This is a genomic window from Clostridium sp. 1001275B_160808_H3 (assembly GCF_015550425.1).
In the GTDB taxonomy this organism is placed as follows: Bacteria; Bacillota; Clostridia; order Clostridiales; family Clostridiaceae; genus Clostridium.
In genome coordinates this window covers 138,340-162,014 of record NZ_JADNAT010000001.1, presented here as the reverse complement: position 1 = coordinate 162,014, position 23,675 = coordinate 138,340, and the positions used below count along the sequence as shown (strand labels likewise).

Below are 23,675 nucleotides of genomic sequence, written 5' to 3'. Positions count from 1 at the left end.
AAAAAAAATACCAGTTGATTAAATCTGAGTAATTTAGTATGATATAATTAATTCAGAGTGAAATAATAAGGATTAATTTAAATATACTTAAAATAAATTCAAACATAATTAAGGAGATGTAAATATGAATGATGTTTTATTAAATATAAATGGGTTAAAAACAGCTGTAGAAGGAAAAGAAATTCTTAAAGGCTTAGATTTAAAGATAAATAAAGGTGAAATTCACGTTATAATGGGACCAAATGGTGCTGGAAAATCAACATTAGCTAATACTTTAATGGCTCATCCAAAATATAAGCAAGTTGAAGGCGAAGTTACATTTGAAGGTGAAGATATAACAGAATTAAAAACTGATGAAAGAGCTAAAAAAGGCTTATTCTTATCATTCCAACATCCAGAAGAAGTGCCAGGTATAACTGTAGAAAACTTCATAAGAAGCGCTAAAATAGCTAAGGATGGACAATTAATTAAGTTCTTAAAGTTTGATAAAGATTTAAAGAATAATATGAAAGAATTAAAAATGGATAACGAATATGCAAAGAGATATTTAAATGTAGGTTTCTCAGGTGGAGAAAAGAAAAAAAATGAAATATTACAAATGCTTATGCTAAGTCCTAAATTAGCAATACTAGATGAAACTGACTCAGGTTTAGATGTAGATGCTATAAGAATAGTTTCACAAGGTATAAAGATGTTTGCAAATGAGGAAAATGGAGTGTTAATAATAACACATAATACAAAGATACTTGAAAACTTAAAGGCTGACTATGTTCATGTATTAGTTAACGGAAAAATAGTTAAAACTGGAGATGCAACATTAGCTAAAGAAATAGAACAAAACGGATATGAAGCTTTTAAAGCAGAAGCAGCAATGTAATATGGAGGTGAATACTTTGGAAATAAAGAAGAAGACCTATGTAGATGATATGGATAGAGGTGTCTACGATGTTAAAAATGAAGACAGATTTGACTTCAAGGCAGATAAAGGCTTAACAAAGGAAATCGTAGAAACTATATCTAAAGAAAAAGAAGAACCAGAATGGATGAGAGAATTTAGATTAAAATCTCTTGATATATATAATGAAATTAAGCTTCCAACTTGGGGACCATCATTAGATGAGTTAGATATGAATAACATAGTTACATATGTTAGACCAAAATCAAAGCTAAATGAAAGTTGGGAAGAGGTTCCTGAAGATATTAAAAAGACATTTGATCTTTTAGGAATACCAGAAGCAGAAAAAAAATCATTAGCTGGAGTTGGAGCTCAATATGATTCAGAAGTTGTTTATCATAGTATAAGAGAAGATCTTGTTAAGCAAGGTGTAATTTATACAGATATGGAAACAGCAGTTAAAGAATATGAAGATATAGTTAGAGAATACTTTATGAAATGTGTTGCTCCAAGTGATCATAAATTTGCTGCACTTCATGGAGCTGTATGGTCAGGTGGATCATTTGTATATGTACCAAAAGGTGTAAATGTGGATATTCCACTACAATCTTATTTTAGATTAAACTCACCAGGTGCAGGTCAATTTGAACACACATTAATAATAGTGGAAGAAGGAGCTACACTTCACTTTATAGAAGGATGTTCAGCACCTAAATATAACATGACTAATCTTCATGCAGGATGTGTTGAGTTATTTGTAAAAGAAGGAGCTACTCTTAGATACAGTACAATAGAAAACTGGTCAAAGAATATGCTTAACTTAAATACAAAGAGAGCTATAGTTGAAAAGAACGGAAGAATAGAATGGGTATCAGGATCATTTGGATCAAAGATATCAATGCTTTATCCTATGAGTATTTTAAAAGGAGAAGGTGCAAGAGCAGAATTTACAGGAGTATCTTTTGCTGGTAAAGGTCAAAACTTAGATACTGGAGCAAAAATAATTCATGCAGCACCAAATACTTCTTCAACAATAAACTCAAAATCTATTTCAAAAAATGGAGGGGCAGCTACTTATAGAGGCGTTGTAAAAGTAAATGCAAATGCTTATAATTCTAAATCAGTAGTGTCATGTGAATCACTAATGTTAGATAACTTATCTAAATCTGATACTATACCAGTTATAGATTTAATGAATGATGATGTTGAAATAGGACATGAAGCTAAAATAGGTAAAATTAGTGATGAAGCTATATTCTATCTAATGAGTAGAGGAATAAGTGAAGAAGAAGCTAAGTCAATGATAGTAAGAGGATTCGTTGAACCTATATCAAAAGAATTACCACTAGAATATGCGGTAGAAATGAATAATTTAATTAAGCTTGAATTAGAAGGGAGCATTGGATAATGAATAATAATTTAAATTTCAATAATTTAAATAAGACTCCTGTAAGAACTAAAAGCTGGTTAAATGTTAATGATATAACATTAAGAGATTATAAAGCTCCTGAAATAGGAAGTTTTAATAATGATAAAATAACTGGTAATGATTTAGAAGGAGTTACAATAGAAAAACTTAATAAGGGAAATGTATTTCCATTAAATAAGAAGTTTATCTATGGAGTTTCAGATGAAATAGTAAATCAAGGTGAATTTGATTTTAATAAAGGATATATAGTAAATATAGCTAAGAATTCTAAGGTTGAAGAACCAATAATTATAGAATTTAATATGGATAATGAAAACAATACTTTAGTAGATAATATACTAATAGTTGCTGAAGAAGATTCTAATTCCAAAGTTATCATAAAATATAATTCATTAGATGATAGTGAAGGATATCATAATGGTGTTTGTAAGATATTTAGTAAGAACAATAGCAACATTCAAGTTGTTAAAGTAAACTTGCTAAACAAAAATACAATGAATTTAGATTCAAATCTTTCAGATGTTGGATACAATGGTAAAGTTGATTTTGTTTCAATAGACTTAGGCGGAAAAAATAGTATCACAAATTATCATGGTGATTTACTTGAAGATAATTCTGAATCAACACTTAGTTCAATATACTTAGGTGGAGATAAGAAAGTTATAGATATGAATTATGTTATGACTCATAAAGGAAGAAGAAGTAAGTCAGAAATAACAACTAAGGGAGCCTTAAAGGGAGAAGCAAACAAAATATTCAGAGGAACTCTTGATTTCAAGAGAGGAGCTTCAAGAAGTGTTGGAGTAGAAGATGAATATTGTATGATACTATCTCCAAAAGTTAAGGGAAAAGCTCTTCCACTATTACTTTGTGAAGAAGATGATGTATCTGGAGAACATGCAGCAGCTTCAGGTAAAATAGATGAAGCAAAACTATTCTACTTAATGAGTAGAGGCTTAAACTATAATGATGCTAGAAGAGTGATTATAGAAGGTGCCTTTAATCCAATAATAGACAAAATAGATAATGAAAATATAAGAGAAGCAATATTAGCTTCAATAAAGGAATGTTTGGATAATGAATAATAGAAATTTTTTAAAGGATTTTCCTACATTAAATAAAGAAAGAAATGGAAAGAGAATAGTTTATTTAGATAGTGCTGCTACAACACAAAAGCCTAGTTCTGTTATAAATTCTATAAAAGATTATTATGAACAATCTAATGCAAATCCTCATAGAGGGGCATATGAATTAAGTGTACTTGCAACAGAAGCTTATGATGAAGCAAGAGAAAAGGTTAAAAAATTTATAAACGCAAAATATAGAGAAGAAATAATTTTCACTAAAAACGCAACTGAATCATTTAATCTTTTAGCTATGTCATATGGAATGAATTTTATAAGTGAAGGTGATGAAATAGTAATTTCAATTGCGGAACATCATTCAAATTTAATTCCATGGCAACAAGTAGCAAAAGCTAAAGGTGCAATTCTTAAATATATGTACACTGATGAAAATGGTGAGCTTACAGAAGAAGAAGTAAGAAGTAAGATTACTGAAAAAACAAAGATTGTAAGTATAACACATGTATCTAATGCATTAGGAACAATAAATCCTGTAAAGGAAATTGCAGAATATGCGCATTCAAAAGGTGCTGTAGTTATAGTTGATGGAGCACAAAGTGTTCCACATATGAAAGTAGATGTAAGAGACATAAATGCAGACTTTTTAGTAATTGCAGGCCATAAGCTATTAGCACCAATGGGCATAGGTGTATTATATGGTAAAAAAGAACTACTAGACAAAATGCCACCTTTAATGTTTGGCGGAGATATGGTAGAGTATGTATATGAACAAGATACTACGTTCAACGTATTACCATATAAATTTGAAGCAGGTACTCAAAATGTTGAAGGTGCAGTAGGTTTATCAAAGGCAATAGATTACTTAAATGAAATAGGCATGGAGAACATAGAAAAAATTGAAAAAGAACTAATGACTTATGCATATGAAGAAATGAGTAAGCTTGAATACGTGAAAATATATGGACCAAAGGATATTGAAAAAAGAGGTGGAGTTTTATCTTTTGAAATAGATGGAGTACACCCACATGACGTAGCTTCAATATTTGATACTTTTGGAGTTTGTATAAGAGCTGGTAATCACTGTGCACAACCTTTAATGAGATATATGGGAATAAATGCAACATCTAGAGCAAGTATATATTTTTATAATACAAAAGAAGATGTTGATAGATTAATAGAAGCAGTAAAACAAACATATGATATGTTTGCAAAATGGAGGTAATATTAATGGATTTAAATGCTATATATACGGAACTTATAATGGAGCACAGTACTTCAAGACATAACAGAAGAAAGCTAGATAATCCAGATTTATCTGAAAAAGGTCATAATCCAAGTTGTGGTGATGAAATAACATTAGAGTTAAAAATGAATGGAGATATTATAGAAGACTTAGCATTTACTGGTCAAGGTTGTGCGATATCTCAAGCATCAACTTCAATGATGATTGATCTTATTAAAGGTAAAGATAAAGAAGAAGCCTTAAAACTTGTAGAAACATTTATTGGAATGATAAAAAGAGAAATAAATGATGAAGATGAACTTGAAGCTTTAGAAGATGCTATAGTTTTAAAAAATATATCAAATATGCCAGCTAGAGTAAAGTGTGCTGTTCTTGCTTGGCATACTTTAAAAGAAGCTATTAGTGAAGAAAACTAATAAAAGGTTAGGAAACTTTTGATTTCCTAACCTTTTATTATAGATATAATAAAGATCATTAGGTTTTAGAAGATATAGCTCAATATATATAAGTATTTTATAATAATTTTAAAAATTAAGACTATTTAATCTTTAGAGTTAAAAATAGGCATTTGTATGTACAAGCTTTTATATGATAGAATAAATTCATTATAATTTTAATTTAAGGAGAATGAATAAATGGAAGGAAGTCCCGGGAGTAGTTTTATTTTAATTTTAATATTGGTAGTAGTTAATGCATTTTTTGCATCTGCTGAAATGGCAATAGTATCATTAAATAAAACAAAAATAAACATATTAGCAGAAGAAGGAAATAAGAAAGCAATACTATTGAAAAACATACTAAAGGAGCCTAATAACTTCTTATCTACAATCCAAGTTGGAATAACATTTGCAGGTTTCTTTGCATCAGCATCGGCTGCAACATCAATTTCAGTTGGTTTTGCAAACATATTAAAGAATATTAATATTCCTTATAGTGAAAGTATTGCATTAGTTATAACAACATTAGCTATTTCATATTTAACATTAGTTCTTGGAGAATTAGTACCTAAGAGAATAGCACTTCAAAATTCAGAAAAAGTTGCTATGTTTTCTATAAAAACGATAATTCTAGTATCAAAAATAACTAAGCCATTTGTATGGTTTTTATCATTTTCAACTAATATTATTCTTAAGATTTTTGGATTTAAAACAGAAGGAATTGAAGAACAAATATCTAGGGAAGAAATTAGAAGTCTTATAGAAATTGGTGAAGAAAATGGAGCTATAAATCAAGTCGAAAGAGAAATGATAGATGGAATAATCGAATTTGATGATACTACAGCTAAAAAGATAATGACACCAAGAACAGAAACATTTTTATTAGATGTGGATGAAGATATTAGAGATTGTATTAAAACTATCTTAGATGAAAACTTTTCAAGAATACCTGTATATGAAGATGAAATAGATAATATTATAGGTATATTGCATATGAAGGATTTATTTGCAAGTATCGTTGAAAAGGGTATAGATAATGTAAAAATAAGAGATTTAATAAAAGATCCATGTTTCTTTATTGAAACAAAGAGTATAGATGACTTATTTAAAGAATTAAAAGATAAAAAGGCTTATATAGCTATTTTAATAGATGAGTACGGTGGATTTTCAGGTATAGTAACAATGGAAGACATTATAGAAGAAGTAATGGGAGAAATCCTAGACGAGTATGATGATAAATTAGATGTTGAAAAAATAGATGATAAAAACTTTGTTGTTAGTGGATTAATGACTTTATCAGACTTAAATGATTATTTAGATATAGAATTAGAGTCAGAAGTTGCCGACACTATAGGGGGATTTTTCATTGAAAAGCTTGGAGAAATTCCAACTACAACTAAAAATTGTGAAGTTGTAGCAGATGATATAACCCTTAGATTAGTAAAATTAGATGATAGAAGAATAGATAGAATTCATTTAATTATAAATAATAAAGAAAAGAAAAATGAAAAATTAAATGAAAATAGCTAAATAAATTCTTATTTAAAATGAATAATGCTCCTTTATAAATTAAACACTAATATAAAGGAGTGTGAAAACATGAATACAGAAGCTAAAGAACTAAATAAAGAATTAGAAGGAATTATAATGGGGGAAAATGAGATAGCAAGATTAAAAGAAAGAGCTACCGATTATAAAGTTATAGAACTTCTAGATAAAGTATTGATAACAGTTCAAAAAAATAAGGATTTAATAGTAAAAGAAATTGAAGAATTAAATGAAAAAGTAACTTATGACGAAGGTATTTGGGGAAAACTTTTAGAGGTGTTTAATAGCATTAAAGAAATGAACGTAGATACTGATAAGGAAATACTACAAACAGCTATTAAAGGTACAGAAATGGGATTTAAAGCTATTTTAGATTTCTTAATAAAAGACAATAATATACATGAGCATTTAAAGAAAAACTTAATAGAAGTATCAGATGAATATGCAAAGTTAATAAAATCTATGCAAGAATATTTATTAAAATTAACTTAAAGATACTTTTATTAATATATATGAATAAATTTACTAGATTAAAGCAAAATAAATTTAGTAAGGTAAAGGAGTGTATATTATGAGTGAAAAAATAATGTCTTTTAGTGATGAAAATGGAAATAAAATAGAATATGCAATATTAGAACAAAAATTAATATGTGGAAGTGAATATGTTGCTATGGCACCAGTTAAAGATAAGTCACATATTGAAATATATAAGATAAAATTTGATAAGAACTGGAATGAAAGCTTAAGTGAGGTAGAATCCGAAAAGGAAATAAATATGTTTAAGCAAGTTTCAAGTTTGAAATTTTAATTAAAAAAATAAGCCAGAATAGAACTATCTATTCTGGCTTATTTTTTTAATTAAAATCATGGTAACAAATAAAAATGCCAATGAATAATATGAAGTAAAATAATTCTAGGAGCAATAAAGAATGAATAGTTATAATTTAATTATGAAACTCCAAGCAAAAATGCAAGATCCAAGATTTGCCGAAAGGTTCAATAGAATAGTAACTGAATTTAATAGCATTCCAGGAGTTCAACAAGAAGTTATGAGAATAGCACAGATAGAAGATGAGAAAAAAAGAGAAAAAGCTATATCAAAACTTCCTGATAGGGTAAAAAAACTTGTTAGAGAAGTTTATTCGTTATTAAATGAATAAGCTTATTAAGTTATTAATTATACTTAATAAGATAAACAGCAAACATTATAAAAAGTATTAACCAAAAGAAGGAACCATTCATATATTATATATTATGAGTATTATACAAGGAGATAAAAAAGATGGAAACAAATTATGAATTCAATAATGATAATTTTGAAGAAATATTAAGAAGAATTCAGAATGAAGAATCAAACCAATTTGTAGAAGAGGATTCAATAGATAATAATTTAATAGATAATGATTCATTCTTTGAAAATGATAATTTTGCAGATTTAGTGAATTTCGAAGAAGATATCGATAATGAAAATAATGAAAATAATGAATTTCTTGGCGAGGAACGTTTCGATGCATTTAATAATGAAGAATTCCGTGGTGGCTGTGGCAATAATAGCGGAATAATAAATTGTCGTCGATGCTTTGAAAGAGGATTAAGAGTGGGAGAAGAAAGAGGCTTTAGAAGAGGCTTTAGATGTGGTTTAATCAAGGGGAGAGAGCAAGGGAGACGTGAAGGATATTCAGAAGGATTTAGAGATGGATTCAGAAACGGTGTTTCTAGAGCAGAAGAATTAGCTAGGGCTAGTTTTGAAAGAGGTCTTAGACAAGGCTTTAGACAAGGGTTTAGGCAAGGCTTTGATAGAGGATTTAGAGAAGGTTGCAGGGTAGGTTTTCAAAGAGGCGTTAGAGTTGGATTTAGAAGAGGACGTGAAGATGCAATTAGAGAAATGATGAGATTCTTAAACAGTATGAGCCGAGGAAATAACAATAATAATAGAAATAACAATGGTTGTTGGAGATCTTGTTAATATAAAAATAATCTAATTCGATAATAATATGATAAGACCAGTATAGTAAATACTATACTGGTTTATTTTTTTAGAATCATTTTATTATTGATGTCATATTGATAAGTTAGAAGGAGGAGATATAATGAAAAATTTTTTTATATTGCAAAGACCTAATAAAAACTATCAAATGAGTAATATGGAGCAATTTATTCCAATAATAATAATGATATTAATAATAGTGTTATTAGTAGTCTATAGAAATAAGATAAGAAGAAATGATAAGATTGAAAAAATGATAAGATATACATTAACATGTTTATCATCAATTATATTTATATTTTATTATTTGATAACATGGTTAATCAATGGAGTAAAAGTAGATAATTTGCCTATACATCTTTGCTATATTGTAAATATACTTTGTATTATTTTGGGATTTACAAAAAATAAAAAAATATATGATTTTGTTATTTGCTATGGAGTTATAGGCGGAGTAGCGAGTCTAATATCTATGGATACTTCTTTATCTAGCATGTACTTAAAATATTATCAGTTTATGATATCTCATATTTCAATAATAGTAATTCCAATATACTTTTTATTAGTACATAGATATTATCTAAAGGAGTATAATGTAATAAAATTATACTTATTATTACAGGTAATGGGTTTTGCAGTCGGGATATTTAATCATAAATTTAATACTAATTATTTCTTTGTATTATTTAATTCAAATTTAGCAGCAAAAGGGACTATTCTTGAAGGGTTAGGAGAAGGATATAATTATTTCATAAATTTAGAGGTATTGGTATTAATATATACAGGATTAATATATCTATTAGCAAAAGTTTTTAATAGAAAAATAAAACATACTGTGTAACATTTAGAGAATAAATATAATTTAAATTGAAATATATTATAATTGAAATATATTTCAATTTAATCTGAGAGTAATATCTAAAATAGATATATGGAATGATTTAACTGTAATTTCATTTTTATTAGAAATACCAGGATTAATTTGAGTAATTTTAGATATATATTTTTAGAAACTACTTTAATTCTTTAATATTTGGAATAGTAATTATAATTGTATATAAGTTGATATAAAGAAAATAAGAAAATATAGCGTAGATTGTGAGTAATATATAGTGTAATTTTACATAAGATTAATATTATAATAATGAATAATTAATTAAATTTCACTAAAAATGTCCATTTTAAGACTAAATACATTATAATTATTATAAAGGTTAACATAAAAAAATATTATAGTAAAGAGAGGTATGTAATGAAAGTAAATTGGAATAGTAAATATACAACAATAGCAATATATTCATTTATAGTTGCAATTTCAGTTATATTATTTTATTTAGCCATATCACAAGTAACTATATTTACAGATAAGCTAGATTCTATATTAGTTATTATGCAGCCATTTATAATTGGATTTGCTATTGCATATATAGTGAATTTTTTATTGGACTTTTATGAAAATAAGATTTTTGAAACAAAATATGTGAAAAAGGTAAAGCTAAAATCAAAGAGAGGTATAGCTATACTATTTTCTTATGTAACTGCTTTTTTTATAATTAGTATGTTCATTAAATTTTTATTACCTCAGTTAATTGATAGTATTGTTGGATTGGTAAATGATATCCCTACATATATAACTAACACTACAAAGTTTGTAAATGAAACAATTTTGAAATTGAATATAGAAGAACAATATTCTCAAGTTCTAATGGATAACTTTAATAACCTAGTTAATTATATAATTAAATTTGTTACGAATTTAATTCCAGCATTAGGAGGCTTTGTAGCAAGTGTTGCATCAAGTATATGGAATGTAATTTTAGGAATAATTATTTCAGTTTATTTATTAATAGATAAAGAAAAGTTATGTGCACTAAGTAAAAAAATAACTTACGGATTACTTCCACAAGTACACGCAGATGAGATTATAAAATTAGTTGATAGAAGTAACTATACATTTGGAAGATTTTTAGTTGGAAAGATAATAGACTCTTTAATTATAGGAGTATTAACATTTTTAATATTAACTATATTTAAAATGCCATATACAATACTGGTTTCAGTTATAGTTGGTATAACTAACATTATACCTTTCTTTGGACCATTTATAGGTGCAGTACCATCATTTATAATAATATTATTTGTATCACCTATACAAGCTTTATGGTTTCTACTGATAATATTCTTTATACAACAATTAGATGGAAATGTAATAGGGCCAAAGATTTTAGGAGATTCAATAGGAATATCAGCTTTTTGGATATTATTTTCTATATTAGTTGCAGGAAAGTTATTAGGTATAGTAGGTATGATAATAGGAGTTCCTTTATTTGCTATTTTCTATTCTATAGTTAAGGAATTTATAGAAAGCAGGCTAAGAAAAAAAGGACTAAAAACAGAGACAAAAGAATATATGAAATAAGATTAAAAAATCATGTATATAGAAACTGAATATTCTATATACATGATTTTTAATTTTATATAAGGTTCGATTATCTTAAATTTGAGATTACCAGCTTCCAGAGGAGCCACCTCCATTAGAAGATCCTCCACCGAAACCTCCAAATCCACCAGATCCACCGCCGCCGAAGCCTCCACCTCCGCCACGAGGACCTCGTCTTCCTATATTACTCCAAAAAATTATTTGAAGTAATGAAGAAGAAACTCTTCCACGGTTAAAGAATAAGTCTAAGAAGAAGAAAATAACTAATATTCCTATTAGAATATTTCCTGAAAAGTTACGTGATGTTTCTTGAGATTCCTTTGGAATAGATATATTTAAAGATTTACTTAAAGTAACTCCATATTCCTCAGCAATTAAATCAGTAAAAGCACTATAGCTCTTTATTATACCAGAACCATAGTTTTCATTTTTAAAATCATCCTTAGCTAAAGATTGCATAACTCTGTTACTTAGGGCATCTGGAATAACGCCTTCTAAACCTCTTCCAACCTCAACTCGCCAATTTCTATCGTTTATTGCAACAAGAAGTAATAAACCATTATCTTTATTTTTTTGTCCAATTCCCCAAGAACGAAATAAATTTATAGCATAATTTTCAATTGGAATATTATCTGTAGTATCTACTATTACAACAATAGATTGAGCTCCAGTTTTATCCTCTAGTTCTTTACCCAATGATATAATAGTTTCTATTTCATCTGATTTCAGTATTCCTACATAATCATTTACATATTTATAATTTGTGGGAGAAGGATAATTAGTAGCTGCTGAAACTGTTAATGAAAAACTCAGTATTAATAAAAGAGAAGATACTAAAAGTTTTTTTAATATATTACTAAAATTCATATTTATCTAGAGAAATCAACTGAAGGTACTTCATTAGCACCATCACTTGCTTTATAAAGTTGTTTCTCTTGAAAGCCAAACATTGAAGCAATTATATTAGTAGGGAATCTTCTCCTTTTAGTATTATAATTAGTTACAGCTGTGTTATAATCTTGCCTTGCAACAGCTATTCTATTTTCAGTTCCTTCTAATTGAATACTTAAGTCCTGAAAGTTTTGGTTAGATTTTAAATCAGGGTATCTTTCAACAACAACTAATAATCTAGAAAGAGCATTTGATAATTGACTATCTGCATTTGCTTGTTCTGATATGTTTGTTGCACCTGAAAGCTTACTTCTAGCATTAGCTATATCAGTAAATATATCCTTTTCTTGAGAAGCATATCCTTTAACTGTATTAACTAAATTAGGTATTAAATCAGATCTCCTTTGTAATTGAGTATCTATATTAGATTCTGATGTATTAACAAGCTGCTCTAGAGATACTAAATTATTGTAGCTAGATATTATAGGAAAAACTAATATTACAATAACAACAAGTACAGCTATTAATACCTTGGTTCCTTTTTTCATATAAAAATACATCTCCTTTCTATATATAAATTATTATATGTAGAAAGAAGATGTATTATTAAAGATTTACTGTATAATCTGAATTAATAAGAGTTATCCTAAAAATAATGCTAATATTAAAATAAGAGTAAATGTCCAATGTAAATTATTTGTATAAGGGATTCCAAGCTTTTCAAATTTACAAACTGATCTATGAGCCTTTAGTGCTATTGGAAATGTTAAAAATACTAATAAAGAAGTAATAGGATAAAATCCTGATATAACATATATTAAAGTTAAAAAATATGAACCAAAAACTAAAAATCTATAAATATATGTACTATATTTACTACCAATTCTAACACTTAATGTTCCAAGACTTAAATTAGCATCTCTTTTAAAATCTCTCATTTCATTACTTATCATTAGCGCTGGAATAAGAAATGAAGCTGGTAATGAAAGTAATATTGGGTATATGCTTATAGATTTAGTAAAAGGATAAGATGCACCTAATACCATTAGTGGACCCATGGTTATAAAAGAAATTGGAACTCCGAGTCCTTTTCTTTTAAATACAAAGGGTTCTCCTGTATAAGCGTAAGCACCAAATATTCCTATCAAACCTATAATAAACATTTTAAAATCAGTTATGTATATAAGATATAATCCAATTAGTGAAGCTAATGCAAAACAACACATTGCCCAAAGAAAAACATAAATATCAAAATAAGTTCTAGTTACGCCTAAAAAATTAACCTTTCTACCGCTTGGCCTATAATATCTAAAGCTTCCTTCAAAATAATCATTTACTAGGTTAGCTCCTGATTGAGCTAGAAGTCCAGCTACTGTTATTAGGATAACTAAAAAAATATCATTAGTACTAGACCAATTAATATATCCCATTTTATCAGCAGCAATAATCCCAAGAGTAGTAGATCCAATTGCTAATGTTAACGAAAAAGGACGGAATGCTTTCCAAGAATCCTTAATAAATTTCGATAGATACTCTTTATCCACTTTAATCACCTCATATATTTAATTGCAATTTTAAATTTTATCATAAAAGGATAGTTCTTTCAAATTATTAAAATATATAAAAAAATTATTATCTAAGAATTTCGATAGAAGTGTTAAGTTTTTCGTATGGAAGTTATTACAAGATAAATTTATAATGATTAATGTAAACGAAATCAATTGAGTGTTAACGATTTTATAAAAGGTGGAGGGTTAATATGAAAAAAGTAAAAAAATTACTTACAATGGCAATGGCTACTGTTATGGTTACAGCTTCATTAGTTGGATGTGGCGGAAATGGTGGAGATACTTCAAAAGGAGACAAGGTTAAGGTTGGAGTATGCTTATACAAATTTGATGATACTTATATTTCTACAGTTCGTCAAAGTTTAGAAAAAATACAATCTGAAAATCCAGATAAAGTTGAGTTCACTTTCTATGATGGAAAAGGTGACCAAGCTACTCAAAATGACAGTATAGATACATTACTTCAAAAAGATGTAGATCTTTTATTAGTTAACTTAGTAGATACAGGAGCTGCACCAACAGTAATCGATAAGATTAAAACTGCAGAGAAACCTGTAGTACTATTCAATAGAGAACCATCAGCAGATTCAATAAAGGCATATGACAAGGCTATATTTGTTGGAACAAATGCAAAAGAAGCTGGAGTTATGCAAGGAGAAATACTGTCAAAGGTATGGGAAAAAGATAAAGCTGCTATAGATAAGAATGGAGATGGAGTATTACAATATGTAATGCTAAAAGGTGAACCTGATAATCCAGAAGCAGTTGCAAGAACTCAATATTCTGTTTCAACTTTAAATGATAAAGGAGTTAAGACAGAAGAATTAGCACTTCAAGTTTGTAACTGGGACCAAGCATTAGCACAAAATGCTACTGAAGCATGGTTCTCAAAATTTGGTGACAAGATTGAAGCTGTAATTGCTAATAATGATGGTATGGCTCAAGGTGCTATAGCTGCATTACAAGCTCAAGGTTATAACAATGGTGATGCTGCAAAAACTATCCCAGTTGTAGGTGTTGATGCTACAGCAGCAGCACAAGACTTAATTGGAAAAGGATTTATGTTAGGGTCAGTTCTTCAAGATGCAGAAGGAATGGCAAAAGCATTATATGAAACTGGAATGAACTTAGCTGGTGGAAAGAGTGCTGTAGAAGGTACTTCATATAAATTTGATGATACAGGAGTTGCTGTACGTATTCCATATCAAGAATATGTTAAATAATATGTAAAGAAATAAATTTCATTTAAACTGCATAGTGTAATTTTCACTATGCAGTTTAATAAATAATAGAAAAGTGGTGAAGTAAGTTATGGCAGATACAAAATATGTTCTTGAAATGACAGATATATGCAAAGAGTTTCCAGGAGTTAAGGCGCTAGATAATGTTCAATTAAAAGTAAGACCAGGAACTGTACATGCTTTGATGGGTGAAAATGGAGCAGGTAAATCTACTTTAATGAAATGTTTGTTCGGTGTTTATATTGAAGATGGCGGAGAAATATTAATAGATGGTGAAAAAAGTAAATTTTCTAATCCAAAGCAAGCAATGGATAATGGAGTTGCTATGGTTCACCAAGAATTAAACCAAGTTTTACAAAGAAATGTTATGGATAATATATGGCTTGGAAGATATCCAGGTAATGCTGGAGTTGTAAGTGAAAAGATAATGTATGAAGAAACTAAAAAAATATTAGATGAACTTGAAATAGATGTTAATCCAAAAGTTAAAATGGCAAAATTATCTGTTTCTCAAAGACAAATGGTTGAAATTGCAAAAGCAGTTTCATATAATGCAAAAATACTTGTTTTAGATGAACCAACATCATCATTGACTACAGAAGAAGTTAAACATTTATTTAGAATAATTAATAAATTAAAGGCTAAAGGCTGCGGTATTATATATATTTCTCATAAGATGGAAGAAATTCTTGAAATTTCTGATGACGTTACAATAATGCGTGATGGTAAATGGATAGATACAATTCCTGCAAAAGATCTTACAACTGATAAAATAATTAAGTTAATGGTTGGTCGTGATTTGACTAATAGATTCCCACCAAAGACAAATAAGCCAGGAGAGATAATATTAGAAGTTAAAAATCTAACTGGTACATATCAACCATCTATAAAGGATGTATCCTTTGAACTTAAAAAAGGAGAAATTTTAGGGGTTGCTGGACTTGTTGGATCAAAAAGAACGGAATTATTAGAAACTATATTTGGAATAGCTCGTCATAATGAAGGCGAAGTAATATTACATGGCAAGAAAGTTGAAAATACAGATTCAAGAAGAGCAATAAAAAATGGATTTGCATTATTAACAGAAGAACGTAGGTCAACAGGAATATTTGGACAACTTGATATAAAATTTAATACAATGATTGCTAATATAGATGGATATAGTAAATTTGGTGTGTTAGATAATAAAAAGATGACTGAAGATACTAAATGGACAATAGATAGTATGAAGGTAAAAACTCCAAGTCAAAAGACGGCTATTAGAACTCTTTCAGGAGGTAACCAACAAAAAGTAATTATAGGAAGATGGCTTTTAACTAATCCAGAAATACTACTATTGGATGAGCCAACAAGAGGAATAGATGTTGGAGCTAAATATGAAATTTATCAACTTATTATAGATTTAGCTAATAAAGGCAAAGGGGTTATAGTTGTATCCTCAGAAATGCCAGAGTTATTAGGAATATGCGATAGAATACTTGTAATGTCAAATGGAAGAGTAGCAGGGATAGGTGATGCAGATAAATTGTCACAAGAAGATATTATGGCTATGGCTGCTAAATATATTTAGGATAGAGGTGTAACTTATGAACAAAGTTAAATTTAATAAAGAGTCTTTACAAAATTTCCTACTAAATTATGCACTATATATAGTATTGTTTATAATGATAGTGTTCTTTGTTATAAAGGAACCAGGGTTCCTTTCATTGAAGAATTTTACTAATATTTTAAGTCAAGCATCAACACGTGGTATTCTTGCATTAGGGGTAGCAGGGCTTATAGTACTTCAAGGTACAGACCTTTCAGCAGGCCGTATATTAGGCTTTACAGCTATAATATCAGCATCATTATTACAATCAACAACATATGCTGCTAGAATGTATCCAGATCTACCAGCGTTACCACTAATATTACCAATGCTTTTAGCAATAGTTATAGGTGGTATATTTGGTGCAATAAATGGATTTGGGGTTGCAAAACTGAAGGTTCATGCATTTATTATTACTTTAGGTACTCAGCTTATAGCTTATGGAGCATCATGCTTATATATTGATAGACCTCCACTAGGAGCTCAACCAGTTGCTAACTTAGATGAAAGATATACAAGATTCGTTAATGGTTACTTAAAGTTAGGTAGTGTAGAAATTCCATATTTAGTATTCTATCTTGCAATAGTTGCAGCTATTATGTGGTTTGTATGGAATAAAACAAAGCTTGGTAAGAATATGTTTGCTATTGGGGGAAATCCAGAAGCAGCAGCAGTTTCAGGTGTTAACTTAGTTAAGAATATAATGATTATATTTATAATATCAGGTGTACTTTATGGACTAGCTGGATTCTTAGAAGCAGCTAGAGCAGGATCTACAACAACAAGTACTGGATTCAACTATGAATTAGATGCAATTTCAGCTTGTGTTGTTGGGGGAGTGTCATTTACAGGTGGTATTGGTACAATTCCAGGAGTTCTTATAGGTACAGTATTACTACAAGTTATAAACTATGGATTAAACTTCATTGGAGTAAATGCTTACTGGCAATATATAATAAGAGGTTTAATAATAATAGTAGCTGTTTCACTAGACGTAAGAAAATATATAGCTAAAAAATAATTCGAAAAGGGAAATGATGTTAAATGGAAAATGAAACTGTAAAAGAAAAAGTAGAGGAAGTTCCTAAAAAAACTGTAAGGGATACATTATACGGTAATTTAGATGTATCAGTTAAAACAATGGATAGAGTTATTGCAGTATTGTTTGTATTATTAGCATTGTCATTGATAATAGGAATATTAGTATAAAATATAATATTATTCATAGAAATAGGATGAGAATTATAATATCTCATCCTATTTTTGCTGTTTGATAATATTTACATGAAAAAAATTACAAAAATATGTTATAATTAATTTTAAGATTTAGAAAATTTGATATGGATTAAAAATTATTTGTTTTATAAATTTGTTTTTTATTTCTTTATAATGGAATAAAAATATTAAACCATATAAATATTTAATTATTTGTATAGAGTGTTATATTAATCTTACTTATTTGATGTTAGATAGAGTAATGATTAAATAAATATAATGAGGTTAAAAAATTATACATATAAAAAATATGTTGTTAAAGATATACTTTTAATCAAATTTATTCTTTTAGAAATCTATATTTTTTTATATAGGAGGACTATTTATGGGATTATATAAACTAATGATTGTAGATGATGAAGAGGAGATAAGACTTGGCGTTATAAAAAAAATCAATTGGGAAGAACAAGGATTTATTGTTGTAGGTGATGCTGAAAATGGACAAGAAGCCTTGGAAATGGCAGAAAAGTTACATCCAGATGTAATAATGACAGATATAAAAATGCCATTTATGGATGGATTAGAGTTAGGTAGAAAAGTTATGGATATAATGCCTTCTACAAAAATAATAATATTTTCAGGCTCTGATGATCTTGAATATGCACATAAGGCTATAAAAATAAATGTAGTTGAGTATGTTTTAAAGCCTATTAATTCAGTTGAACTTATAGAAGTTCTAAAGAGATTAAAAGAAAAATTAGATACAGAATATGATGCAAAAAGAAATGTGGAAACATTAAAGAATCATTATATAGAAAGTATTCCAGTAATAAGAGAACAGTTTCTTATTGGAGCTTTAGAAGGCAGGATAACTAGAGAAAAGTGGATAGAAGATGAGAAGAAATTAGGACTAGATTTTATAGAAAAATACTTGTCAGTTGCAATAATAGGTGTTGATGGAAATATAAGCTCTAATGAGGAAGATTTAGAATTACAAAATGATATTGGTTTATTATCTATATCAATAAAAAGCATAGTTGATGAAACAATGGAGAATTATTGCAAGTTTATTAGCTTTCCATATTTAGATAAGGTTGTGGTTTTGAACAGCTTCTATGAAAAGGATAACATAATGGGCTTTATAAAGGTATTAAATGAAGTTTGTAAAGTTTATGAATGTATATTTGGAAGTACTATATCTGTAGGTGTAGGTAGGATATGTGATGATATATCAAAAATAAGATTTTCATATAGCACAGCTCAAAGTGCATTAAATTATAGGCCAATAGTGGGTAATGGAAAAACTATATATATTGATGATGTTGAGCCAGACAATTCAATTCAATTACAATTTGATGAGCAAGATGAAGTTAAATTTTTAAATGCTATTAAATTATTAACAGAAAGTGAAATACAAGAAGTTGTAAATAATATATTTAAAGTAGTCGAAGAATCTTGTATACCATTAGAAAAGTATAGAATTTATATAATGGAGATACTAACATCCATGCTTAAATTAACTCAAACATACAATATAGAAATTAATAATGTTTTTGGTGAAAATTTCAATTGTTATATGGGGTTAGACCATTTAGATTCAATACAAGAAATAAAAGAATGGTTTATAAGTAAGGCTATTAAGTTAAACAAGCTTATAAAAAAAGAACGTGTTAATTCTTCAATGCTTTTAGTGGAAAAAGCCAAAATCTATATAAAGGAAAATTATAATGATTTTGAAATATCAGTTGAAAAATTGTGCTCAAAATTACATGTGAGTCCAACTTATTTTTCTACTATATTTAAGAAAGAAACAGATATGAGTTTTGTAAATTACCTAACTTCAGTACGATTGGAGGAAGCTGTAAAACTATTAAATACTACTGATGATAAAACATATGTGATTGCTACAAAAGTTGGGTATCAAGAAGCAAATTATTTTAGTTATGTATTTAAAAAGAAATTTGGAATAGCACCATCAAGATATAGAAAGAACTGAGTGATTTAATATGCTAAATTCTATTAAGAGTAAAATAATAGGTTATTATAAAAAAGCTAGTATCCAATATATAATATCTATATCTTTTACAATAGTAGCTGTTATTGGAATGATAGTAGTAGGTGGAGCTCTTTACTTAAGATTTACTAATTCAACAGAAGAAATGGTTTTAAAGAATAATAAATCCATATTAGAGCAAGTTAATTTAAATTTAGATACTTACTTAAGAAAAATGATGAAGATATCAGATACAATATATTATAGAGCTATAAAGAAAACAGATTTATCAAATGAAAGTATAGATAAAGAAATGGATTTAATTTATGAAGCTAATAAAGATTACTTAATAAGTATTAGCCTTTTTTCAGATTATGGTGAGGTAATAGCTTCATATCCATTACAACAATTAAAAAACAATATTGATCCTAGAGAAAGTGAATGGTTTCAAAGTGCTATAAGTAAAAGGGAAAACTTACACTTTTCTACTCCTCATGTGCAAAATTTATTTTACGATCCTAATTATAAATACACTTGGGTAGTATCTTTGAGTAGGGCAGTTGAGATTACTGAAAGTGGTAGGATTAATGGCGGAGTTCTTCTAGTTGATATGAATTTTAGTGGTATAGAGCAAATATGTAAAAATGTTGATATGGGTAGAAATGGGTATGTTTATCTTATAGACAGAGATGGAGAAATAATATATCATCCAAGGCAACAATTGATATATTCTAATTTAGTAAAAGAAAATAATTATGAAGCATCTAAATATGAAGATGGAAATCATATTGAAAAGTTTGAAGGAAATAAAAGGTTAGTGACAGTGAAAACAGTTGGATATACTGGATGGAAAATAGTTGCTATATCACCAATGACAGATATTACAGCTGACTACTCTGAAATTAGAATATTTGCTGTATTTATAATGTTTTTTGGAATATTTACATTAATCTCAATAAATATGTTTGTATCATCAAGAATAGCAAATCCTATAAAGGAATTAGAAAAGTCAGTTAATGAATTTGAACATGGAGTAGTTAATTTAAATATATCAGAAAGTGGTTCTTATGAAATTCAACATTTAGGAAAAGCAATTAGGTCCATGGTAAAACAAATGAATATGCTAATGGAAAATATAATGAGTGAGCAAGAGGCAAAACGTAAAAGTGAATTAAATGCATTGCAAGCTCAAATAAATCCACATTTTTTATATAATACTTTAGATTCTATTATATGGATGATAGAAAATGAAAATTATGATGGTGCTATAGTAATGGTTACAGCACTAGCAAGATTTTTTAGAATAAGTTTAAGTAAAGGTAAAAATGTAATAACTGTTAAGGATGAATTAGAACATGCTAGAAATTACTTAACAATACAAAATATACGTTATAAAAATAAGTTTACTTATGATATTAAAGCAGAGGAAGAGGTTTTAAATCTTACAAGTATTAAACTAATAATTCAACCACTGATTGAAAATGCTATTTACCATGGTATGGAGTATATGAGTGGTGACGGAGATATTCTTGTAAAAGCATATTTGAAAAATAATGATTTATATATAGATATTATTGATAATGGACTTGGGATGCCTCAAGAGATTGCAGATAAATTGCTAACTAATGAAAATGGTGTTCAAAAGAAGGGGTCAGGAATAGGACTTAGAAATGTACATGAAAGAATAAAATTATACTTTGGAGATAAATATGGATTGGAGATATATAGTGAGCCAGATGAAGGTACAACAATAAGGATTCATATGCCATCTATAGATTTTTATAGTATTAAGGAGGAGAAAAAGTGAAGATAAGAAAGAAATTAATTTTCATAATTTTATTTACAATGCTTATTTCTTCTTTTTTAGTATTATTAAATGAAGGTAAAAAAAAGGATGTTAAAGTTTATAATTTTTCAGTAATAATTAGAGGGAAAAATAGTGAAGGGTGGAGGATAATAAAAGAGGGGATGGAGCAAGCTGCTTCTGAGATGAACGTAAATATAAGGTTTTTAACACTTTTAGAGGAAAATAGTATTGATGAGCAAACTGAATTAATAGAAAGAGAGTTAAGCAATGGGACAGATGCTATACTTATATCTCCGACAGATTATAAGGCTATGGCAAATACTATAGAAAACATTAGAAAAAAGATACCAGTAGTTTTATTTGAATCTAATATAGAAACTAAGCAAAATATACCATATGTGTCTTGTGATAATTATAAGTTAGGGCAAAGCCTTGCAGAAGAAGTAGTGAGAAATGGAAATACAAGAAGTAGAGTTTCTATTATAAAAAGTGATTTAAGCTGTAGTAGTATAAATGAAAGATATTTAGGTTTTGTAGATGAAATAAATAAAAGTAAAAATACTTATGAACTTTTAGAATTACCGAAAGATGAGGTACAGCTTTATAATAAAGTTAGAGAAATTATAGAGAAGAATGAAACGGATGTAATAATTACATTTGAGCCAAGTATTTTAGAGAGTGTAGGAAAAGCTAAGAAGTATGTAAGTAATAGTGATTTAAAATCTAGCGTTGAATTATATGGGACAGGCAGTACAAGTTTAATAATATCATTAATTGAAGAAAATATAATAAATTCAATAGCTATGCAAAATGAATTCAATGTTGGATATTTAAGCGTTAAGGCATCTGTTTCACAAATTGAAGAAAAGGAAATTGATGATAGTGTAATAACATCAACTATAATTAATAGTAGGAATATGTATTCTAAAGAAAATCAAAGGATGTTATTTCCCTTTGTAAGATGATAAATTTAATGCTTTATAGGAGGTTAGGGTGAAGAAGGGTAAAAGAATAATTAATATTTTTAGCTTAATGCTAATATCTACTCTTATTGTAGGCTGTAATAAAGAAAGCAATATTAAATTTAAAAAAGAAATTAAAATAGGGGTAACACTTTATAAGCAAGATGATACTTTCATATCTACAATCAGTAAAAATTTAGAGGAGATAGTCAAAGAAAATGAAAGTGTTGATAAATCTAAAGTAATGATTGATTTTGTTGATGCAAAAGGAAGCACAATAAATCAGGGGAATCAAGTGGATAAGTTTATAAATCAAGAGTATGATGTTATATGTGTGAATTTAGTGGATAGAACAGCAGCATCAACTATAATTGATAAAGCAAAATCAGCAAATATTCCATTAATATTTTTTAATAGAGAGCCAGTAGAAGAAGATATGAATAGATGGGATAAACTATATTATGTTGGAGCACAAGCAGAACAATCTGCAAGGTTACAAGCGGAGATACTACTTGATGAATGGCTTTCAAAAAAAGATATAGTAGATAAGAATAAAGACAATAAGATTCAGTATGTAATGCTTGAAGGTGAACCAGGGCATCAAGATTCTTCAATAAGGACAGAATACTGTATAAAATCTATTACTGAAAAAGGTGTTCAACTAGAAAAATTAGCAGATGATAGTGCAAATTGGCAAAGTGATCAGGCTATAAGTAAAATGAGTCAATGGATCAAAGAGTTCGGAGATAAAATTGAAGTTGTATTTAGTAATAATGATGTAATGGCGCTTGGGGCTATACATGCAATTAATTCTAACGATATATTTACTAAAAAGCCTCTAGTTGTTGGGATAGATGGTATAAAAGAAGCAATGGAATCAGTTAAGGAAGGTGAAATGCTTGGTACTGTTATAAGTGATTCTAAAGCTCAAGCACAAGCAATATTTGATCTTGCAATAGCATTAGCTAAAGGTAATAATGTAGAAGGAATTGATGAGCTTGAAAATAATAAATATATAAAAGTGCCTCATACAAAGGTAACTAAAGACAATGTAGATTTGTATATAGAAAATGAAAATTAAATTACTAAGAGTGAGGAAAATCCTTACTCTTTTATTTTAGCTAAAAATACCTTATAAATATACGAATTAAATATGTAATTTGTATATTGACAATAGAGTAAATAATGCTATAATTAAATCATAGTAATCCGATATGAATTAAAGGCTATGAAGAGGAAAAGTAATTAATAACAATTATAACAGAGAGGGTTAGTAGCTGAGATAACCTATAGTTTTATTAATGAAGTGCACCTTGGAGTTTAAGATCCGAACGTTATAAGTAGGG

The 23,675-nt window shown here is 28.1% G+C and carries 23 protein-coding genes and 1 other annotated feature (1 of these 24 running past the window's edge); of the genes, 20 read left to right on the top strand and 3 right to left on the bottom strand.

Annotated features, from left to right (window positions below):
• The first annotated feature begins 124 nt into the window (after window positions 1-124).
• The 12 genes from sufC to I2A75_RS00695 all read left to right on the top strand — a co-directional run bounded on the left by sufC (window position 125) and on the right by I2A75_RS00695 (window position 11,043).
• Entirely contained in the window at window positions 125-877 is a 753-nt protein-coding gene (sufC, locus tag I2A75_RS00750) for a Fe-S cluster assembly ATPase SufC (RefSeq protein WP_195262565.1), read from the top strand.
• 16 nt (window positions 878-893) lie between these two features.
• Window positions 894-2,303: a Fe-S cluster assembly protein SufB gene (sufB, locus tag I2A75_RS00745; protein ID WP_279325019.1), complete on the top strand. Its 1,410-nt coding sequence runs from the start codon at window positions 894-896 to the stop codon at window positions 2,301-2,303.
• Window positions 2,303-3,409, top strand: a complete 1,107-nt coding sequence (gene sufD, locus I2A75_RS00740) for a Fe-S cluster assembly protein SufD (RefSeq protein WP_195262564.1) — start codon at window positions 2,303-2,305, stop codon at window positions 3,407-3,409. The genes sufB and sufD overlap by 1 nt, the downstream gene beginning before the upstream one ends.
• A complete protein-coding gene (locus tag I2A75_RS00735) occupies window positions 3,402-4,631 on the top strand; it encodes a cysteine desulfurase (protein WP_195262563.1) in 1,230 nt (409 codons plus the stop codon). Before sufD ends, I2A75_RS00735 begins: the two co-directional genes overlap by 8 nt.
• 5 nt (window positions 4,632-4,636) lie before the next feature.
• Complete coding sequence (gene sufU / locus I2A75_RS00730; RefSeq protein ID WP_142691171.1) at window positions 4,637-5,068, top strand: Fe-S cluster assembly sulfur transfer protein SufU; 432 nt, start codon at window positions 4,637-4,639, stop codon at window positions 5,066-5,068.
• Between the two features lie 219 nt (window positions 5,069-5,287).
• Window positions 5,288-6,619, top strand: coding sequence for a hemolysin family protein (locus I2A75_RS00725; protein ID WP_195262562.1), 1,332 nt, complete (start codon window positions 5,288-5,290; stop codon window positions 6,617-6,619).
• Between the two features lie 69 nt (window positions 6,620-6,688).
• The gene (locus I2A75_RS00720) at window positions 6,689-7,129 is read left to right on the top strand and encodes a hypothetical protein (RefSeq protein WP_195262561.1); all 441 of its coding nucleotides are present in this window, start codon (window positions 6,689-6,691) and stop codon (window positions 7,127-7,129) included.
• Between the two features lie 76 nt (window positions 7,130-7,205).
• Complete coding sequence (locus I2A75_RS00715; RefSeq protein ID WP_195262782.1) at window positions 7,206-7,445, top strand: DUF1292 domain-containing protein; 240 nt, start codon at window positions 7,206-7,208, stop codon at window positions 7,443-7,445.
• Between the two features lie 121 nt (window positions 7,446-7,566).
• On the top strand, window positions 7,567-7,797 hold the full coding sequence (locus I2A75_RS00710) for a hypothetical protein (RefSeq protein ID WP_195262560.1): 231 nt from the start codon (window positions 7,567-7,569) through the stop codon (window positions 7,795-7,797).
• A 122-nt stretch (window positions 7,798-7,919) separates the two neighbouring features.
• A complete protein-coding gene (locus I2A75_RS00705) occupies window positions 7,920-8,603 on the top strand; it encodes a Yae1 family protein (RefSeq protein ID WP_195262559.1) in 684 nt (227 codons plus the stop codon).
• Between the two features lie 124 nt (window positions 8,604-8,727).
• Entirely contained in the window at window positions 8,728-9,465 is a 738-nt protein-coding gene (locus I2A75_RS00700) for a TIGR02206 family membrane protein (protein ID WP_195262558.1), read from the top strand.
• 411 nt (window positions 9,466-9,876) lie between these two features.
• The gene (locus tag I2A75_RS00695) at window positions 9,877-11,043 is read left to right on the top strand and encodes an AI-2E family transporter (RefSeq protein WP_195262557.1); all 1,167 of its coding nucleotides are present in this window, start codon (window positions 9,877-9,879) and stop codon (window positions 11,041-11,043) included.
• Window positions 11,044-11,130: 87 nt separating this feature from the next.
• On the opposite strand, the gene I2A75_RS00690 is transcribed toward I2A75_RS00695, so the two are convergent.
• The 3 genes from I2A75_RS00690 to I2A75_RS00680 all read right to left on the bottom strand — a co-directional run bounded on the left by I2A75_RS00690 (window position 11,131) and on the right by I2A75_RS00680 (window position 13,499).
• On the bottom strand, window positions 11,131-11,931 hold the full coding sequence (locus tag I2A75_RS00690; protein WP_195262556.1) for a TPM domain-containing protein: 801 nt from the start codon (window positions 11,929-11,931) through the stop codon (window positions 11,131-11,133).
• Window positions 11,932-11,933: 2 nt separating this feature from the next.
• Window positions 11,934-12,503 (bottom strand): LemA family protein, encoded by a 570-nt coding sequence (locus tag I2A75_RS00685; RefSeq protein WP_195262555.1) that lies wholly within the window; start codon window positions 12,501-12,503, stop codon window positions 11,934-11,936.
• A 93-nt stretch (window positions 12,504-12,596) separates the two neighbouring features.
• Window positions 12,597-13,499, bottom strand: coding sequence for a prenyltransferase (locus I2A75_RS00680; protein ID WP_195262554.1), 903 nt, complete (start codon window positions 13,497-13,499; stop codon window positions 12,597-12,599).
• 215 nt (window positions 13,500-13,714) lie between these two features.
• Between I2A75_RS00680 and I2A75_RS00675 the strand changes: the two genes are divergently transcribed.
• The 8 genes from I2A75_RS00675 to I2A75_RS00640 all read left to right on the top strand — a co-directional run bounded on the left by I2A75_RS00675 (window position 13,715) and on the right by I2A75_RS00640 (window position 23,410).
• On the top strand, window positions 13,715-14,746 hold the full coding sequence (locus I2A75_RS00675) for a galactose ABC transporter substrate-binding protein (RefSeq protein ID WP_195262553.1): 1,032 nt from the start codon (window positions 13,715-13,717) through the stop codon (window positions 14,744-14,746).
• Between the two features lie 88 nt (window positions 14,747-14,834).
• Entirely contained in the window at window positions 14,835-16,334 is a 1,500-nt protein-coding gene (gene mglA / locus I2A75_RS00670) for a galactose/methyl galactoside ABC transporter ATP-binding protein MglA (protein ID WP_195262552.1), read from the top strand.
• Between the two features lie 16 nt (window positions 16,335-16,350).
• Complete coding sequence (gene mglC / locus I2A75_RS00665) at window positions 16,351-17,373, top strand: galactose/methyl galactoside ABC transporter permease MglC (RefSeq protein WP_142691162.1); 1,023 nt, start codon at window positions 16,351-16,353, stop codon at window positions 17,371-17,373.
• 23 nt (window positions 17,374-17,396) lie between these two features.
• Complete coding sequence (locus I2A75_RS00660; RefSeq protein ID WP_195262551.1) at window positions 17,397-17,561, top strand: hypothetical protein; 165 nt, start codon at window positions 17,397-17,399, stop codon at window positions 17,559-17,561.
• A gap of 391 nt (window positions 17,562-17,952) precedes the next feature.
• Complete coding sequence (locus tag I2A75_RS00655) at window positions 17,953-19,563, top strand: response regulator (protein ID WP_195262550.1); 1,611 nt, start codon at window positions 17,953-17,955, stop codon at window positions 19,561-19,563.
• A gap of 10 nt (window positions 19,564-19,573) precedes the next feature.
• Window positions 19,574-21,367 carry a sensor histidine kinase gene (locus I2A75_RS00650; protein WP_195262549.1) on the top strand — a complete coding sequence of 598 codons (1,794 nt, stop codon included), beginning with the start codon at window positions 19,574-19,576 and terminating at the stop codon, window positions 21,365-21,367.
• Window positions 21,364-22,332, top strand: coding sequence for a geranylgeranylglyceryl/heptaprenylglyceryl phosphate synthase (locus tag I2A75_RS00645; protein WP_195262548.1), 969 nt, complete (start codon window positions 21,364-21,366; stop codon window positions 22,330-22,332). The genes I2A75_RS00650 and I2A75_RS00645 overlap by 4 nt, the downstream gene beginning before the upstream one ends.
• A gap of 28 nt (window positions 22,333-22,360) precedes the next feature.
• Window positions 22,361-23,410, top strand: a complete 1,050-nt coding sequence (locus I2A75_RS00640) for a galactose ABC transporter substrate-binding protein (protein ID WP_195262547.1) — start codon at window positions 22,361-22,363, stop codon at window positions 23,408-23,410.
• 138 nt (window positions 23,411-23,548) lie between these two features.
• Window positions 23,549-23,675 (top strand) — a binding site (T-box leader); it runs 116 nt beyond the window's last position.